Consider the following 16,793-nt stretch of genomic DNA (forward strand, 5'->3'; position numbering starts at 1 on the left):
GATTGAACGTTCAATCAAAACAAAATAGACTGGTCTTCGCCGAGTCAGCCGCACGACGGCTGCCCGAAAGGCCTGAGGAGATGCAAGAGATGCCCAAGGTCGGTATGCAACCCATTCGCCGCCAGCAGTTGATCGAAGCCACTTTGCTGGCCGTCGACCAGGTCGGACTGGGGGATGCCAGCATTGCGCTGATTGCCCGTTTGGCCGGCGTGTCGAATGGCATCATCAGTCACTACTTTCGGGACAAGAACGGCCTGATCGCAGCGACCATGCGCTACATCATGAGCATGCTCAACCAAGGTGTGGCGGCGCGTCGCCAGGCTTTGACGGACGACAGCCCGCGGGCTCACCTGGGGGTGATCATCGAAGGCAACTTCGACGCCAGCCAGGTCAACGGCCCGGCAATGAAAACCTGGCTGGCCTTCTGGGCCTCCAGCATGCATCAGCCGTCATTGCACAGGTTGCAGCGGATCAACGACCACCGCTTGTTTTCCAACCTGTGCTCGCAGTTCCGCCGGGTGTTGCCGTTGAGCGAGGCACGCACGGCAGCCCGCGGGCTGGCAGCCCTGATCGACGGCCTGTGGCTGCGCGGAGCGCTGTCGGGAGATGCCTTCGACACCGGACAGGCGATACGGATCGCCTACGAATACATGGAAATACAACTGGCGAAGCAGCGCCCGGACACCGGTCTGGATGCCTCTGAACCACCGCGCGCGGCCCTGGCCCAACAGGCAGGCGCACGGCGCGGATAGCCAAAACACACTGCACTTGCGAGGACACTATGGCCCGTTTCGAAACGCAAAAACTCTACATTGATGGCGGTTACGTCGACGCTGGCACCGATGCCACCTTCGAGGCCATCAACCCGGCCAATGGCGAAGTCCTCGCCCAGGTGCAGCGTGCCACCCAGGCAGACGTCGAGCGCGCCGTCGAAAGCGCCGAGCGTGGCCAGAAAGTCTGGGCCGCCATGACCGCCATGCAGCGTTCGCGCATCCTGCGCCGCGCCGTCGACATCCTGCGTGAGCGCAACGACGAGCTGGCCTTCCTGGAAACCCTGGACACCGGCAAGTCGTACTCCGAAACACGCTACGTCGACATCGTCACCGGCGCCGACGTGCTCGAATACTATGCGGGCCTGGTGCCGGCCATCGAAGGCGAGCAGATCCCGCTGCGCGACAGCTCGTTCGTCTACACCCGCCGCGAGCCGCTGGGCGTGACCGTGGGTATCGGCGCCTGGAACTACCCGATCCAGATCGCCCTGTGGAAGTCCGCCCCGGCCCTGGCCGCTGGCAACGCGATGATCTTCAAGCCGAGCGAAGTCACCTCGCTGACCACCCTCAAGCTGGCCGAGATCTACACCGAAGCCGGTCTGCCCGACGGCGTGTTCAACGTGTTGACCGGCAGCGGCCGCGAAGTCGGCACCTGGCTGACCGAGCACCCGCGCATCGAGAAAGTCTCGTTCACCGGCGGCACCACCACCGGCAAGAAGGTCATGGCCAGCGCCTCGAGCTCCTCGCTCAAGGAAGTCACCATGGAACTGGGCGGCAAGTCGCCGCTGATCATCTGCGACGACGCCGACCTCGACCGCGCCGCCGACATCGCCATGATGGCCAACTTCTACAGCTCGGGCCAGGTGTGCACCAACGGCACTCGCGTGTTCGTGCCAGCTTCCATGAAGGCCGCCTTCGAAGCCAAGATCGTCGAGCGCGTGGCGCGCATCCGTGCGGGCAATCCGGAGGACGAGAACACCAACTTCGGCCCACTGGTCAGCTTCGCCCACATGGAAAGCGTGCTGGGCTACATCGCCAAGGGCAAGGAACAAGGTGCCCGCGTGCTGTGCGGCGGCGAGCGCCTGACCGAGGGTGACTTCGCCAGAGGCGCGTTCGTGGCGCCGACCGTGTTCACCGACTGCCGCGACGACATGACCATCGTCCAGGAAGAAATCTTCGGCCCGGTGATGAGCATCCTGTCCTACGAGACCGAAGAAGAAGTCATCCGCCGCGCCAACGACACCGAGTACGGCCTGGCCGCGGGCGTCTGCACCAACGACATCAGCCGCGCCCACCGCATCATCCATCAGCTCGAAGCGGGTATCTGCTGGATCAATGCCTGGGGCGAGTCGCCAGCCGAGATGCCGGTCGGTGGCTACAAGCAGTCGGGCGTCGGCCGTGAAAACGGCATCAGCTCGCTGGCCCAGTACACCCGGATCAAATCGGTCCAGGTCGAGCTGGGCGGCTACGCGTCGGTGTTCTAAGCCGCACGTCGCGCGCTTCAAGCTGCAAGTGATCGCCGGACGGCCCCGCGCCGCCGGCCTTTGCAGCTTCCATCCATCCCGCGGGCTTCGCGCTGCTGCCTTTTCTTGCCGCGTGCCGCTTGAAGCCTGCCGCTGCTTTCCAGGAGAAAGCCATGGAATATGACTACATCATCGTTGGCGCAGGCTCGGCCGGTAACACCCTGGCCACTCGCCTGACCGAAGACGCCGGCGTCACCGTACTGCTGCTCGAGGCAGGCGGTCCGGACTACCGCGCCGATTTCCGCACCCAGATGCCCGCCGCCCTCGCCTTCCCGCTGCAGGGCCGCCGCTACAACTGGGCCTACGAGACCGATCCCGAGCCGCACATGGACGGCCGCCGGATGGAATGCGGCCGCGGCAAGGGCCTGGGTGGTTCCTCGCTGATCAACGGCATGTGCTACATCCGTGGCAACGCGATGGACTTCGATGGCTGGGCAAAGCTGCCAGGCCTTGAAGACTGGACCTACCTCGACTGCCTGCCGTACTTCCGCAAGGCCGAGACCCGCGACATCGGCCCCAACGACTGGCACGGCGGCGAAGGCCCGGTCAGCGTGACCACGCCCAAGGCAGGCAACAATCCGCTGTTCCATGCCATGGTCGAGGCCGGCGTGCAGGCGGGCTACCCGCGCACCGAAGACCTCAACGGCTATCAGCAGGAAGGCTTCGGTCCGATGGACCGCACCGTGACGCCCCAAGGCCGTCGCGCCAGCACCGCCCGCGGCTACCTCGACCAGGCCAAGAAGCGCTCCACCCTGACCATCGTCACCCACGCTTTGAGCGACCGGGTGCTGTTCGAAGGCAAGCGCGCCGTTGGCGTGACCTACCTGGTGGGTGACAGCGAAGAGCGTGTCGAAGCCCGGGCGCGCAAGGAAGTCATCGTTTGCAGCGGCGCCATCGCCTCGCCGCAACTGCTGCAACGTTCCGGCGTCGGCGCCCGCGCCTTGCTGGAAAGCCTTGACGTCCCAGTGGTCCACGATCTGCCAGGCGTTGGCGAGAACCTGCAGGATCACCTGGAGCTGTACCTGCAGTACTCCTGCACCCAGCCGGTTTCGCTGTACCCGTCGCTGCTGTGGTGGAACCAGCCGGCCATTGGCGCCGAGTGGATGTTCAAAGGCACCGGCATCGGCGCCAGCAACCAGTTCGAGGCCGGCGGTTTCATCCGCACCCGGCCTGAGTTCGAGTGGCCGAACATCCAGTATCACTTCCTGCCCGTGGCCATCAACTACAACGGCAGCAACGGTGTGAAGGAGCACGGTTTCCAGGCGCACATGGGCTCGATGCGCTCGCCGAGCCGTGGCCGCATCCAGGCCAAGTCCAAGGACCCGCGCCAGCACCCGAGTATCCTGTTCAACTACATGGCCTCCGAGCAGGACTGGCAGGAGTTCCGTGATGGCATCCGCCTGACCCGCGAGATCATGGCCCAGCCGGCGCTGGACCAGTACCGTGGCCGTGAGATCAGCCCGGGCGAGCACGTGCAGACCGACGAAGAGCTGGACACGTTCATCCGCGAGCACGCCGAGACCGCGTTCCACCCGTCGTGCTCTTGCAAGATGGGCAGCGACGAGATGGCCGTGGTCGACGGCGAAGGCCGCGTGCACGGCATGCAAGGCCTGCGCGTGGTCGATGCGTCGATCATGCCGATCATCATCACGGGCAACCTCAACGCCACCACGATCATGATCGCCGAGAAAATCTCCGACAAGATCCGTGGCCGCCAGCCGCTGCCGCGCAGCAAGGCCAAGTACTACATGGCCAACGGTGCGCCGGTTCGCGGCAAGCCGATGCGTGAGGTCACGCAGGGCTGATCTGCAGTGCCCCGCGATCGGGCCCGAAGGGGCCGTGGACCTTGCCGCTGCGGTGTACCTGGTACACCGCATGCACAGGTTTTACGGACCCTTCGGGCCCGATCGCGGGACAAGCCCGATCCCACAGGTACATCTGCAGAAACGCTTTACAGGCTGCCAATTCATCAGGTTAGAATCGGTTGGCACGCGACCTGCTAGCACAGGTCCTCTTTCTGCCCCGCTGTACCGGAGTACTGCCCTTGGATGCCAGCACCATCAATAGCCTGTTCTTGATCGGTGCATTGCTGGTGGGGGCAAGTATCCTGGTCAGTTCGCTGTCCTCACGCCTCGGCATCCCGATCCTGGTCATCATCCTGGCCGTGGGCATGATCGCTGGCGTCGACGGCGGCGGCATCATCTTCAACAACTACCCGACCGCCTACCTGGTGGGCAACCTCGCCCTGGCCGTGATCCTGCTCGACGGCGGCTTGCGCACGCGGGTGGCGAGCTTCCGCGTGGCCTTGTGGCCGGCGCTGTCGCTGGCCACGGCTGGCGTGCTGATCACCACCGCGCTGACCGGCATGGTCGCCGCCTGGCTGTTCGACCTGAGCCTGATCCAGGGCCTGCTGATCGGCGCCATCGTCGGCTCCACGGACGCCGCGGCAGTGTTCTCGCTGCTCGGCGGCAAGGGCCTGAACGAACGGGTCACCGCCACACTGGAAATCGAGTCGGGCAGCAACGATCCGATGGCGGTGTTCCTTACCGTGACCCTGATCGACATGATCGCCAGCGGCCAGACCGGCCTGCACTGGAGCCTGCTGACCCACCTGCTGCGCGAATTCGGCATCGGTGGCGCGCTGGGCCTGGGCGGTGGCTGGGTGATGCTGCAGCTGGTCAACCGCATCAACCTGGCGGGCGGGCTCTATCCGATCCTGGTGGTCGCCGGTGGCCTGGTGGTGTTCTCGCTGACCAACGCCCTGCACGGCAGCGGCTTCCTGGCCGTGTACCTGTGCGGCCTGGTGCTGGGCAACCGGCCGATCCGCAGCCGCCATGGCATCCTGCACATGCTCGACGGCATGGCCTGGCTGGCGCAGATCGGCATGTTCCTGGTGCTGGGCCTGCTGGTCACTCCTCACGACCTGCTGCCGATTGCAGTGCCGGCCCTCGGCCTGGCGCTGTGGATGATCCTGATCGCCCGGCCACTCTCGGTGGCGGTCAGCCTGCTGCCGTTCAAGGCGTTCCATGGCCGCGAGAAAGGCTTCATCTCGTGGGTCGGCCTGCGCGGCGCGGTGCCGATCATCCTGGCGGTGTTCCCGCTGATGGCCGGCCTGCCCGATGCCCAGCTGTTCTTCAACCTGGCGTTCTTCATCGTGCTGGTGTCACTGCTGGTGCAGGGCACCAGCCTGCCGTGGATGGCCAAGCTGCTCAAAGTCACGGTACCGCCGGATCCCGCGCCGATTTCCCGCTCCGCGCTGGAGGTGCATGTCACCAGCGAATGGGAGCTGTTCGTCTATCGCCTGGGCGCCGAAAAATGGTGCATCGGCGCTGCCCTGCGCGAGCTGAAGATGCCCGAGGGCACTCGCATCGCCGCGCTGTTCCGCGGCCAGCAACTGCTCCATCCGTCGGGAAGTACCGTGCTCGAAGTGGGCGACCTGCTGTGCGTGATCGGGCATGAACATGACCTTCCGGCGCTGGGCAAACTGTTCAGCCAGCCGCCGCAACGTGGCCTGGACCTGCGCTTCTTCGGCGACTTCGTGCTCGAGGGCGACGCTGAACTGGGCGCCGTAGCCGCCTTGTACGGCCTGCAGCTCGATGGCCAGGACGCGACGATGCCGCTGGCGCAGTTCATCCGGCAGAAAGTCGGCGGCGCGCCTATCGTCGGCGACCAGATCGAGTGGAACAACACCTTGTGGACGGTCGCCGTCATGGACGGGAACAAGATCCTCAAAGTGGGCGTCAAATTCCCCGAAGGCACTCGACCCGGTCCTGGGCTGTTCCTTTAAACTCCGTTTTTTCGCCTCAGCGTCCAAGAATTTTCGCCTATGTCCTTGCGTGTCTCTCTCTGCGCAGCCCTGCTCGGGCTGTGCATGTCCCTCTCTTTCGCCAGTTGGTCGGCCGAAGCGCCCACCAGCGCCAGCATCCAGCAAAGCCTCGACAAGATCGCCGAACGCAAGCTTCCCGAAGCCGAGCAGAAGGCCGTGCAGCAGGTCCTGGAACAGACCTTGTCGCTGCTCTCCAGCAAGGAGGACAGCGAGCGCAAGCTGGCGACGCTCAAGCAGCAGCTCAGCGATGCGCCGCGGCTGATCACCGAGAGCCAGCGCGAGCTCGCCAGGCTCAAGGGCAGCAAGAGCGTGCCAGTGGCTCAGCGCTACGCCAGCACCAACATCCCGCAGCTCGAACAGATGCTCAGCGAGCGCAGCGCCCAGCAGGGCGAGCTGCAGAAGGCGCTGTCGGAGGCCAACAGCCTGATCATCAACGCGCAGACACGCCCCGAGCGGTCCCAGGCCGAGATCAGCAACAACCAGACGCGCATCCAGCAGATCAACACCACCCTCAAGCTTGGCAAGGACAACGGCAAGACGCTGACCGCCGACCTGCGCAACCAGCTCAACGCCGAGCTGGCCGCGCTCAACGCCCAGACCCTGCTACGCCGCCAGGAACTGGCCGGCAACAGCCTGCTGCAGGACATGGGCAATGCCCAGCACGACCTGCTGATCGAGCGCGCCACGCGCCTTGAGCAAGAGATCCAGGACCTGCAGACGCTGATCAACAGCAAGCGCCTTGCCCACTCCCAGCAGACGGTCACCGAGCAGTCCATCGAGGCGCAGAAGGCCGGCGGCAGCACGCTGCTGGCCAACGAGAGCGCGGCCAATCTCAAGCTTTCGGACTACCTGCTCAAAAGCACCGACCGGCTCAATGACCTGACCCAGCAGAACCTGCGCACCAAGCAGCAGCTCGACAGCCTGACCCAGGCCGACAGCGCGCTGGACGAGCAGATCAACGTGCTCAAGGGCAGCCTGCTGCTGTCCAAGATTCTCTACAAGCAGAAGCAGTCGCTGCCGCACCTCAAGCTCGACCGCGACCTGGCCGACCAGATCGCCGATATCCGCCTGTACCAGTTCGAGGTCAACCAGCAGCGCGAGCAGATCAGCAGCCCCAGCAGCTATGTCGACAAACTGCTAGCCGACCAGCCGCAGGAAAACGTCACCCCGCAGCTGCGCAAGGCGTTGCTCGAAGTCGCCATCACCCGCAGCGATCTGCTCGAACGCCTGAACCGTGAACTGAGCGGCCTGCTCAACGAGTCCATCACCCTGCAGCTGAACCAGAAGCAGCTGCTGAGCACGGCCCAGGGCTTGCGCACCACCCTGGACGAGCAGATGTTCTGGATCCCCAGCAACAAGCCGCTGGACTGGGAATGGCTGGCCAATGTGCCGCAGCGCCTGGCCACCCAGGTGGCCAGCCTGCCGTGGGTCTCGGGCATCAAGGAACTGGCCCAGGGCCTGAGCCAGCGTCCGCTGTTGTTCCTGCCACTGCTGTTGCTGATCGGCGCGCTGTTGTGGCGGCGCAGCTACCTCTACGAACGGCTGCGCAAGGTTCACCAGGACATTGGTCATTTCAAGCGTGACAGCCAGTGGCACACGCCCCAGGCAATCCTGGTCAACATCCTCCTGGCCATGCCCCTGAGCCTTGCCCTGGCGCTGTGCAGCTACATCCTGCAAAGCGATGCGCGTGGGCAGAACGCCAACCTCAGTGCCGCGCTGTGGCAGATATCCCAGGCCTGGCTGGTGTTCTACACCGCGTACCGGATTCTTGCCCCGGGCGGGGTCGCCGAACTGCATTTCCGCTGGCACAAGCCGCAGGTGGAATTCCTGCGCGGCTGGATCCGCCGCCTGGGCACCGTGGTGCTGGCGCTGGTCGGCGTTGTCGCGGTGGCCGAGCACCAGCCTTCGGCACTGGCCGACGATGTGCTCGGCATCGGCGTGGTGCTGGCGTGCTATGCGCTGATGGCCTGGCTGCTCAGCCGCCTGCTGCTCAGCAGCCCGGCGCACCGTGACACCTCGCTGTTCCGCCGGGCGGTCGGGGTGGCCTTCACAGCCCTGCCCATCGCCTTGTTCGTGGCGGTCTGCTTTGGCTACTACTACACCGCCCTGAAGCTCACCGACCGGTTGATCTACACCTTGTACCTGCTGCTGTTCTGGCTGGTCACCGAAGCCGCCTTCGTCCGCGGCCTGGCCGTCGCGGCGCGGCGCCTGGCCTACCAGCGGGCGCTGAGCAAGCGCCAGGCGTCCAAGGAAGGCCTGGACGGCGAGGTGCTCAGCGAAGAGCCGACGCTGGACATCGAACAGGTCAACCAGCAGTCCTTGCGCCTGATCCGCCTGGCACTGCTCGGCGGGTTCATCGCCGGGCTGTACTGGGTCTGGTCGGACCTGATCAGCGTGTTCGCCTACCTCAACAACATCATTCTCTACGAGTACACCAGCGGTACGGGCGCGGCGGCGAGCATGGTGCCGATCAGCCTTGGCGACTTCCTCGGCGCCCTGGTGATCGTCGGCATCACCTTCGCCCTGGCCGGCAACCTTCCGGGCCTGCTGGAGGTGCTGGTACTCTCGCGGCTGAACCTTGCGCAGGGCAGCGCCTACGCGACCACCACGCTGCTGTCCTACGTGATCGCCGGCATCGGCTTCGTCAGCACTTTGTCCACCCTCGGCGTGAGCTGGGACAAGCTGCAATGGCTGGTCGCCGCGCTGTCGGTTGGCCTGGGCTTCGGCATGCAGGAGATCTTCGCCAACTTCATCTCGGGCATCATGATCCTGTTCGAGCGCCCGGTGCGCATCGGCGACACCATCACCATCGGCAACCTGTCGGGCACGGTGAGCAAGATCCGCATCCGCGCCACCACCATCACCGACTTCGACCGCAAGGACATCATCGTCCCCAACAAGACCTTCATCACCGGCCAGCTGATCAACTGGTCGCTGACCGACACGGTTACCCGGGTGACGCTCAAGCTGGGCATCGACTACGGCTCGGACCTGGACCTGGTGCGCGAGCTGCTTCTCAAGGCAGCCCATGAGAACCCACGGGTGCTGAAGGATCCGGAGCCGCTGGTGTACTTCCTCAACTTTGGCGAAAGCTCGCTCGACCATGAGCTGCGCATGCACGTGCGCGATCTGGGCGACCGCAATCCGGTGCTGGACGAGATCAACCGGTACATCAACAAGGAGTTCAAGGCGCGCAACATCAAGATTTCCGTGCGCCAGGTGGAGGTGTTCCTGATGGATGCGCTGGGGCACAAGGAAAAGCTGATTCCACTCGAGAAAACAGATGGCACTCCACCGGCGTAGCTGAACTCAAACGAAGCATCTTGTGAGAGCGGTCTTTGTGCCGCTCCAACAAGGAGAACGAGCCTTGTCTTTAGACCTCCATCCAGGAGACGGCCTTTGAAAGCCCTCGATGAACTGACCTTCGACAACCGTTTCGCCTTGCTGGGCGATGCGTTTTCCACCCAGGTACTGCCCGAGCCGATCGCCGAGCCGCGCCTGGTGGTGGCCAGCGAGTCGGCCATGGCGCTGATCGACCTGGACCCGGCAGAAGCGCAGACCCCGATCTTCGCGGAGATATTCGCGGGCCACAAGCTGTGGCAGGAAGCGGACCCGCGGGCGATGGTCTATTCCGGGCATCAGTTCGGTGGCTACAGCCCGCGTCTGGGCGATGGCCGCGGCCTGCTGCTGGGCGAGGTGGTCAACGATGCCGGCGAGCACTGGGATCTGCACCTCAAGGGTGCCGGGCAAACCCCGTACTCGCGCATGGGCGACGGCCGCGCCGTGCTGCGCTCGTCGATCCGCGAATTCCTCGCCTCCGAGGCCCTGCAGGCATTGGGCATCCCTAGCAGCCGTGCCTTGTGCGTGATCGGCTCCAGCACGCCGGTCTGGCGCGAGAAACGCGAAAGCGCCGCCATGCTGCTGCGCATGGCCCAGAGTCATGTCCGCTTCGGCCACTTCGAATACTTCTACTACACCCGCCAGCCCGAGCAGCAACAACTGCTGATCGACCACGTGCTGACGCTGCACTACCCCGACTGCGCCGACGCCGAGCAGCCCTACCTGGCGATGTTCCGCGCCATCGTCGAGCGCAACGCCGAACTGATCGCCCGCTGGCAGGCCTACGGTTTCTGCCATGGCGTGATGAACACCGACAACATGTCGATCCTGGGCATTACTTTCGACTTTGGCCCGTTTGCCTTCCTCGATGACTTCGACGCCCACTTCATCTGCAACCATTCCGACGACAGCGGCCGCTACAGCTACAGCAACCAGGTGCCCATCGCCCACTGGAACCTCAGCGCCCTGGCTCAGGCACTGACCCCGTTCATCGAAGTCGAGGCGCTGAAAGAGGCGCTGGGACTGTTTCTACCGCTGTATGAAGCCCAGTACCTGGACCTCATGCGCCGCCGCCTGGGGTTCACCACGGCCGAAACGGACGACAAGCAGCTGATCGAGCGCCTGCTCAAGCTGATGCAGCCAGGCGCGGTGGACTACACGTTGTTCTTCCGCAGGCTGGGCGATCAGCCGGTGAGTGAGGCACTGAACCTGGTGCGTGACGACTTCGTCGACCTGGCAGGCTTCGACCAGTGGGCCCTCGACTACCAGGCCCGCTGCACGCGCGAGCCCGGCAACGCCGATGGCCGCCGCGAACGCATGCACGCGGTCAACCCGCTGTACATCTTGCGCAACTACCTCGCCCAGCGCGCCATCGAGGCTGCCGAGCGTGGGGACTACAGTGAAGTGCGGCAATTGCATGAAGTGCTGCGCCGGCCGTTCGAGGAGCAGCCCGGCATGGAGGCCTATGCCGAACGGCCGCCGGAGTGGGGCAAGCATCTGGAGATCAGCTGCTCGTCTTGAGTGCTCGCCAATCTAGTCCCTGTCCTCGAGCAACGCATGCAACTCCACGAACTGCTGCGTGAGCTTGTGCCTGGGCTCCAGGTGAATCAGCGGGCGGCTGGCGTGGTGCGATTCGCGCATCTTCACTGAGGTGCCGAGGTACACGGGCAGTACGGGCAGGCCTTCGGCGAGTAGTTCGTCGAGCATCTGCTGGGGCAGGCTGGCGCGGGACTGGAACTGGTTGACGACGATGCCTTCGACCTGAAGTTCTTCGTTATGGTCGTCCTTGAGCTCGTCGATCTCGGCCAGCAGGCCGTACAGCGCCTGACGCGAGAAACTGTCGCAGTCGAAAGGGATCAATACGCGATCGGCGGCGATCAGCGCGGATACGGCATAGAAGTTCAGCGCGGGCGGGGTGTCGATGTAGATCCGGTCGTAGTCCTCGTCCAGCTCATCGAGCAACTTTCGCAGCTTGTTGATCTTGTGCTTGGCTTCGAGCTTGGGCTGCAGGTCGGCAAGCTCGGCGGTGGCGGTGACCACGTGGAGGTTGTCGAACGGTGTCTCGTAGATGTCGACCTTGCTCTTCTTCGAGAAGGGCCCACTGGACAGCGACTGCTTGAAGAAGTCGGCGATGCCCATGGGAATATCGTCGCCGGTCAGCCCGGTCAGGTACTGGGTAGAGTTGGCCTGGGCGTCCAGGTCGATCAGCAGGGTCCGGTAGCCTTCATTGGCGCTCACCGCCGCCAGGTTGCAAGCGATGCTCGACTTGCCCACGCCACCTTTCTGGTTGAACACAACGCGCCGCATGGAAAGACCTCCGTGTGTCAGGAGTGTCCGAGTATGTGTTCAGCGTGATGGTTTAGCCAGTCCCTTCCGGCTTCTGGCCGCCCGTCAGCAGAGCCACGAACGCGTTGGCCATCGCCGAGGCCGAACCCTGGCGCCGCACCAGCCAGACAGCGGTCATCGCACCCTCGTCAAGCAGGGTCCGGTAGACCACGCCGTCGATCCGCATGCGCTGGTAGGAGGCCGGCAACACGGAGACACCAAGCCCGGCCGAGACCAGGCTGATGATGGTCATCACCTCGGCCGCCTCCTGGGCGAAGTGCGGGTTGAAGCCGGCCTGGCGCGCCAGGCTCAACAGCTGGGCATGCAGGCCACTGCCGTAGCTGCGCGGGAAGAACACGAACGGCTCGTTGGCCAATGCCGACAGGTGAATGCCCTGCTCGTTGCCCCCGGCCAGCGGGTGGGAGGCGTTGAGCACCGCCATCAGCGGCTCGCGGGACAACTCGGTGGCCACCACCCCTTCCGGCAAGGGTAGCGGGCGCATCAGGCCGACCTCGATCGTCTCGTCGAATACCGCATCGGCCACATCGCGGCTGCTCATCTCCTTGAGATTGAGGTGCACGGCGGGGAAGCGCTGGCGAAACGCGTGGATGGCCTTGGGAATGGTCGAGTTGAACGGGGCCGACGAGGTGAAACCGATTTTCATCTCACCCAGCTCGCCCAATTGCGCCCGACGCGCGACATCCGCCGCCTTTTCAACCTGGGCCAGCACCTGCCGCGCTTCCTCGAGAAAAAGCCGCCCTGCCTCGCTGAGCTCGACCCGACGATTGGTCCGCTCGAACAGCCGCGCCCCGATCTCCTGCTCAAGGGCCTGGATCTGCTGGCTCAACGGCGGCTGGGAGATGCCCAGCTGCTGCGCGGCCCGGCCGAAATGCAGCTCTTCTGCCACGGCGATGAAATAACGCAGGTGACGCAGTTCCATGATCAACCCTCACTAGGTCGTAAAACCTCTCAAACAGGTCGAACAATATATTGGAACTTATCATTAGCCAGCTATATGATTTTTTCACTGCATGTCCGGCCGCCGTGCCAAGGTATCCTTGTGAAAACTGCTGTAGCCCCCCTCTCCGCCCATGATCAACCTGCCTCGAGCCCTGCCCTGAACGATATCTGGATTGAAAAAGGCACCCCCGCCTTCCTCAGGACCGTCCTGGCCCTGTTCAGCGGCGGCTTCGCCACCTTCGCCCTGCTTTACTGCGTGCAACCGATGATGCCGCTGCTGTCGAAGGAGTTCTCGATCAACGCCGCGCAGAGCAGCCTGGTGCTGTCGGTCTCCACCGGCCTGCTGGCCGTCGGCCTGCTGATCACCGGGCCGATCTCGGACCGCATCGGGCGCAAGCCGGTGATGGTCTTCGCCCTGGTCTGCGCGGCGCTCAGCACGCTGGCCAGCGCCGTGATGCCGACCTGGGAGTTGGTGCTCGCCACCCGCGCACTGGTGGGATTGTCGCTCAGCGGCCTGGCGGCGGTGGCCATGACCTATCTCAGCGAGGAGATACACCCCCAGCACATCGGCCTGGCCATGGGCCTGTACATCGGCGGTAACGCCATTGGCGGCATGAGCGGGCGGCTGATCACCGGGGTACTGATCGATTTCGTCAGCTGGCACACGGCGATGCTGGTGATCGGCGGCCTGGCACTGGCAGCGGCGGTGGTGTTCTGGAAAGTGCTGCCCGAGTCGCGCAACTTCCGCCCCCAGGCGATGAACCCCCGCAGCCTGCTCAACGGCTTTACCATGCATTTCCGGGATGCCGGCCTGCCATGGCTGTTCCTTGAAGCCTTCCTGCTGATGGGCGCGTTCGTGACCCTGTTCAACTACATCGGTTACCGCCTGCTGGCCGCGCCTTACCATATGGACCAGGCGTGGGTCGGCCTGCTGTCGGTGGTGTACCTGGCGGGAATCTACAGCTCGGCGCAGGTCGGCGCGCTGGCGGACAAGCTCGGCCGGCGCAAGGTGTTCTGGGCGAGCATCCTGGTGATGGCCGGCGGCATGTTCCTGACTCTCGCCACGCCGCTGGCGCTCGTGGTGGTCGGCATGCTGGTGTTCACCTTCGGCTTCTTTGGCGCGCATTCGGTGGCGAGCAGCTGGATTGGCCGACGTGCCTTGAAGGCCAAGGGGCAGGCGTCATCGTTGTACCTGTTCTGTTACTACGCGGGGTCCAGCGTCGCGGGAACGGTGGGCGGAATGTTCTGGCACTACGGCGGCTGGAATGGGATCGGGTTGTTCATCGGCAGCTTGCTGGCCGTGGCGCTGCTGGTGGCGCTGCACCTGAGCCGGTTGGCGCCGAAGGGATAAGGCGCGCCGATCCGTTTCACGTCGCGCCTGCATGAATGCAAAAAAACCGGCCAAGGCCGGTTTTTTGTGGGTCACCGGTTTACTGGTGATATTGCGCAGACAGTTCGTGCACGGCGTTGATGAACGCACCGGCATGCTCTGGATCGACTTCCGGGGTGATCCCGTGCCCCAGGTTGAACACATGGCCGCTGCCTTCGCCGTAGCTGGCCAGGATCCGGCCCACTTCGGCACGAATCGCCTCGGGCTTGGCGTAGAGCACGGTCGGGTCCATGTTGCCCTGCAGCGCGACCTTGTCGCCCACGCGGCGGCGGGCATCGCCGATGTCGCAGGTCCAGTCCAGGCCCAGCGCATCGGCGCCGGCCTCGGCGATGCTCTCGAGCCACAGGCCGCCGTTCTTGGTGAAGAGGATCACCGGCACCTTGCGCCCGTCGTGCTCGCGGATCAGGCCGCTGACGATCTTGCGCATGTAGGCCAGCGAGAACTCCTGGTACGCCGCCGCCGACAGGTTGCCGCCCCAGGTATCGAAGATCTGCACGGCCTGCGCGCCAGCCTGGATCTGCCCATTGAGATAGCTGGTGACCGACTGCGCGAGCTTGTCGAGCAGCAGGTGCATGGCCTGGGGATTGTCGTAGAGCATCGCCTTGGTCTTGCGGAAGTCCTTCGACGAGCCGCCTTCGACCATGTAGGTGGCCAGGGTCCAGGGGCTGCCGGAGAAGCCGATCAACGGCACGCGGCCATTGAGCTCGCGGCGGATAGTGCTGACCGCGTCCATGACGTAGCCCAGGTCCTTGTGCGGATCGGGGATCGGCAGGGCTTCGATGTCGGCCAGGGTGCTGACGACTTTCTTGAAGCGCGGACCTTCACCGGTCTCGAAGTACAGGCCCTGGCCCATCGCGTCGGGAATGGTGAGGATATCGGAGAACAGGATCGCAGCGTCCAGCGGGTAGCGGTCCAGTGGCTGCATCGTGACCTCGCAGGCGAACTGCGGGTTCATGCACAGGCTCATGAAGTCACCGGCCTTGGCGCGGCTGGCGCGGTACTCAGGAAGGTAGCGGCCGGCCTGGCGCATCATCCAGACAGGGGTCACGTCCACGGGCTGCTTGAGCAGCGCACGCAGGAAACGATCGTTCTTCAGGGCAGTCATGTCGGCATCCGGCAGAAAAGTGCAGGCATTTTCTCAGACACCAACGGAAAAGGCACGGCGGTTGCCGTGCCTTTTGTCTATCGAACCGATTGGATCAATAGATTAAGCCTTCAGACTTCCAGGTAATCCAGAATCCCCTCGGCCGCATTGCGCCCTTCGAAGATCGCCGTCACCACCAGGTCCGAGCCGCGCACCATATCGCCACCGGCGAAAATCTTCGGGTTGCTGGTCTGGTGCTTGAAGGCGCCCTGCTCCGGCGCCACCACACGGCCCTGGCTGTCGGTCTGGATACCGAACTGCTCGAACCATGGCGCAGGGCTTGGACGGAAACCGAAGGCGATCACCACCGCGTCGGCCGGCAGGATCTCCTCGGAACCTGGAATCGGCTCGGGACTGCGACGGCCGCGGGCATCCGGCTCGCCGAGACGGGTCTCGACCACCTTCACGCCTTCAACCTTGTCTTCACCCACGATTGCGATCGGCTGGCGGTTGTAGAGGAACTTCACGCCTTCTTCCTTGGCGTTCTTCACCTCTTTGCGCGAACCTGGCATGTTCGCCTCGTCGCGGCGGTAGGCGCAGGTGACCTGCTTGGCGCCTTGGCGAATGGAGGTGCGGTTGCAGTCCATCGCGGTGTCGCCACCGCCCAGTACCACGACCTTCTTGCCCTGCATGTCGATGAAGTCTTCAGGCGACTTCTCGAAGCCCAGGTTGCGATTGACGTTGGCGACCAGGAAATCCAGTGCGTCGTGCACCCCTGGCAGGTCTTCGCCGGGGAAACCGCCCTTCATGTAGGTGTAGGTGCCCATGCCCATGAACACGGCATCGTATTCAGCGAGCAACTGCTCCAGGGTGATGTCTTTGCCAATCTCGGTGTTGAGGCGGAACTCGATGCCCATGCCGGTGAAGACTTCGCGGCGATTGCTCAGCACGGTCTTTTCCAGCTTGAACTCCGGGATGCCGAAGGTCAGCAGGCCACCGATCTCCGGGTTGCGGTCGAACACCACCGGGGTCACCCCGGCGCGCACCAGCACATCGGCGCAACCCAGGCCGGCAGGGCCGGCGCCGATCACGGCGACGCGCTTGCCGGTCGGCTTGACCTTGGACACGTCCGGGCGCCAGCCCATGGCGAAGGCCGTGTCGGTGATGTATTTCTCCACCGAACCGATGGTCACGGCGCCGAAACCGTCGTTCAGGGTGCAGGCACCCTCGCACAAGCGGTCTTGCGGGCACACGCGGCCGCACACCTCCGGCAGGGTGTTGGTCTGGTGCGACAGCTCGGCCGCGGCCAGGATGTTGCCTTCCGACACCAGCTTGAGCCAGTTCGGAATGAAGTTGTGCACCGGGCACTTCCACTCGCAATACGGGTTGCCGCAACCCAGGCAGCGGTGGGCCTGCTCGGTCGACTGCTGGGGCTTGAAGGGCTCGTAGATCTCGACGAACTCTTTCTTGCGCTGGCGCAGCAGCTTCTTCTTCGGGTCTTTACGCCCGACCTCGATGAACTGGAAGTCGTTACTCAGACGTTCAGCCATTTTCAAAAACCTCTTAACCGCAGTTG

11 protein-coding genes are annotated in these 16,793 nt (G+C 64.2%); 7 read left to right on the forward strand and 4 right to left on the reverse strand.

Annotation, left to right across the window (positions count from 1 at the left end; all coding sequences use genetic code 11):
* Window positions 1-89: 89 nt before the first annotated feature.
* From betI to selO, 6 genes are all read left to right on the forward strand, one after another.
* A complete protein-coding gene (gene betI, locus VJS90_RS17370) occupies window positions 90-752 on the forward strand; it encodes a transcriptional regulator BetI (RefSeq protein WP_324122877.1) in 663 nt (220 codons plus the stop codon).
* Window positions 753-781: 29 nt separating this feature from the next.
* Window positions 782-2,254, forward strand: a complete 1,473-nt coding sequence (gene betB, locus VJS90_RS17375; RefSeq protein WP_324122878.1) for a betaine-aldehyde dehydrogenase — start codon at window positions 782-784, stop codon at window positions 2,252-2,254.
* Window positions 2,255-2,406: 152 nt separating this feature from the next.
* Window positions 2,407-4,098: a choline dehydrogenase gene (gene betA, locus VJS90_RS17380; protein WP_324122879.1), complete on the forward strand. Its 1,692-nt coding sequence runs from the start codon at window positions 2,407-2,409 to the stop codon at window positions 4,096-4,098.
* 239 nt (window positions 4,099-4,337) lie between these two features.
* The gene (locus tag VJS90_RS17385) at window positions 4,338-6,080 is read left to right on the forward strand and encodes a potassium/proton antiporter (protein ID WP_324122880.1); all 1,743 of its coding nucleotides are present in this window, start codon (window positions 4,338-4,340) and stop codon (window positions 6,078-6,080) included.
* A gap of 39 nt (window positions 6,081-6,119) precedes the next feature.
* A complete protein-coding gene (gene mscK / locus VJS90_RS17390) occupies window positions 6,120-9,422 on the forward strand; it encodes a mechanosensitive channel MscK (RefSeq protein ID WP_324122881.1) in 3,303 nt (1,100 codons plus the stop codon).
* A 96-nt stretch (window positions 9,423-9,518) separates the two neighbouring features.
* Window positions 9,519-10,979, forward strand: a complete 1,461-nt coding sequence (selO, locus tag VJS90_RS17395; protein ID WP_324122882.1) for a protein adenylyltransferase SelO — start codon at window positions 9,519-9,521, stop codon at window positions 10,977-10,979.
* Between the two features lie 12 nt (window positions 10,980-10,991).
* Here selO and VJS90_RS17400 read toward each other — a convergent pair whose 3' ends face one another.
* Window positions 10,992-11,765, reverse strand: a complete 774-nt coding sequence (locus VJS90_RS17400) for a ParA family protein (RefSeq protein WP_324122883.1) — start codon at window positions 11,763-11,765, stop codon at window positions 10,992-10,994.
* 52 nt (window positions 11,766-11,817) lie between these two features.
* Window positions 11,818-12,723: a LysR family transcriptional regulator gene (locus VJS90_RS17405; RefSeq protein ID WP_324122884.1), complete on the reverse strand. Its 906-nt coding sequence runs from the start codon at window positions 12,721-12,723 to the stop codon at window positions 11,818-11,820.
* Window positions 12,724-12,843: 120 nt separating this feature from the next.
* Here VJS90_RS17405 and VJS90_RS17410 point away from each other — a divergent pair, with 120 nt between their 5' ends.
* Entirely contained in the window at window positions 12,844-14,094 is a 1,251-nt protein-coding gene (locus VJS90_RS17410; protein ID WP_324122885.1) for an MFS transporter, read from the forward strand.
* 79 nt (window positions 14,095-14,173) lie between these two features.
* Here VJS90_RS17410 and hemE read toward each other — a convergent pair whose 3' ends face one another.
* On the reverse strand, window positions 14,174-15,238 hold the full coding sequence (gene hemE, locus VJS90_RS17415; protein WP_324122886.1) for a uroporphyrinogen decarboxylase: 1,065 nt from the start codon (window positions 15,236-15,238) through the stop codon (window positions 14,174-14,176).
* A gap of 110 nt (window positions 15,239-15,348) precedes the next feature.
* Complete coding sequence (locus VJS90_RS17420) at window positions 15,349-16,767, reverse strand: FAD-dependent oxidoreductase (protein WP_324122887.1); 1,419 nt, start codon at window positions 16,765-16,767, stop codon at window positions 15,349-15,351.
* Window positions 16,768-16,793: the final 26 nt, after the last annotated feature.

The sequence above is a fragment of the Pseudomonas sp. genome, from assembly GCF_035277045.1.
In the GTDB taxonomy this organism is placed as follows: Bacteria; Pseudomonadota; Gammaproteobacteria; order Pseudomonadales; family Pseudomonadaceae; genus Aquipseudomonas.

Coding starts and splice junctions, on each gene's coding strand:
- betA (WP_324122879.1), top strand. CDS start 2,407: ATGGAATATGACTACATCATCGTTGGCGCAGGCTCGGCCGGTAACACC.
- hemE (WP_324122886.1), bottom strand. CDS start 15,238: ATGACTGCCCTGAAGAACGATCGTTTCCTGCGTGCGCTGCTCAAGCAG.
- VJS90_RS17405 (WP_324122884.1), bottom strand. CDS start 12,723: ATGGAACTGCGTCACCTGCGTTATTTCATCGCCGTGGCAGAAGAGCTG.
- betI (WP_324122877.1), top strand. CDS start 90: ATGCCCAAGGTCGGTATGCAACCCATTCGCCGCCAGCAGTTGATCGAA.
- betB (WP_324122878.1), top strand. CDS start 782: ATGGCCCGTTTCGAAACGCAAAAACTCTACATTGATGGCGGTTACGTC.
- VJS90_RS17420 (WP_324122887.1), bottom strand. CDS start 16,767: ATGGCTGAACGTCTGAGTAACGACTTCCAGTTCATCGAGGTCGGGCGT.
- mscK (WP_324122881.1), top strand. CDS start 6,120: ATGTCCTTGCGTGTCTCTCTCTGCGCAGCCCTGCTCGGGCTGTGCATG.
- VJS90_RS17400 (WP_324122883.1), bottom strand. CDS start 11,765: ATGCGGCGCGTTGTGTTCAACCAGAAAGGTGGCGTGGGCAAGTCGAGC.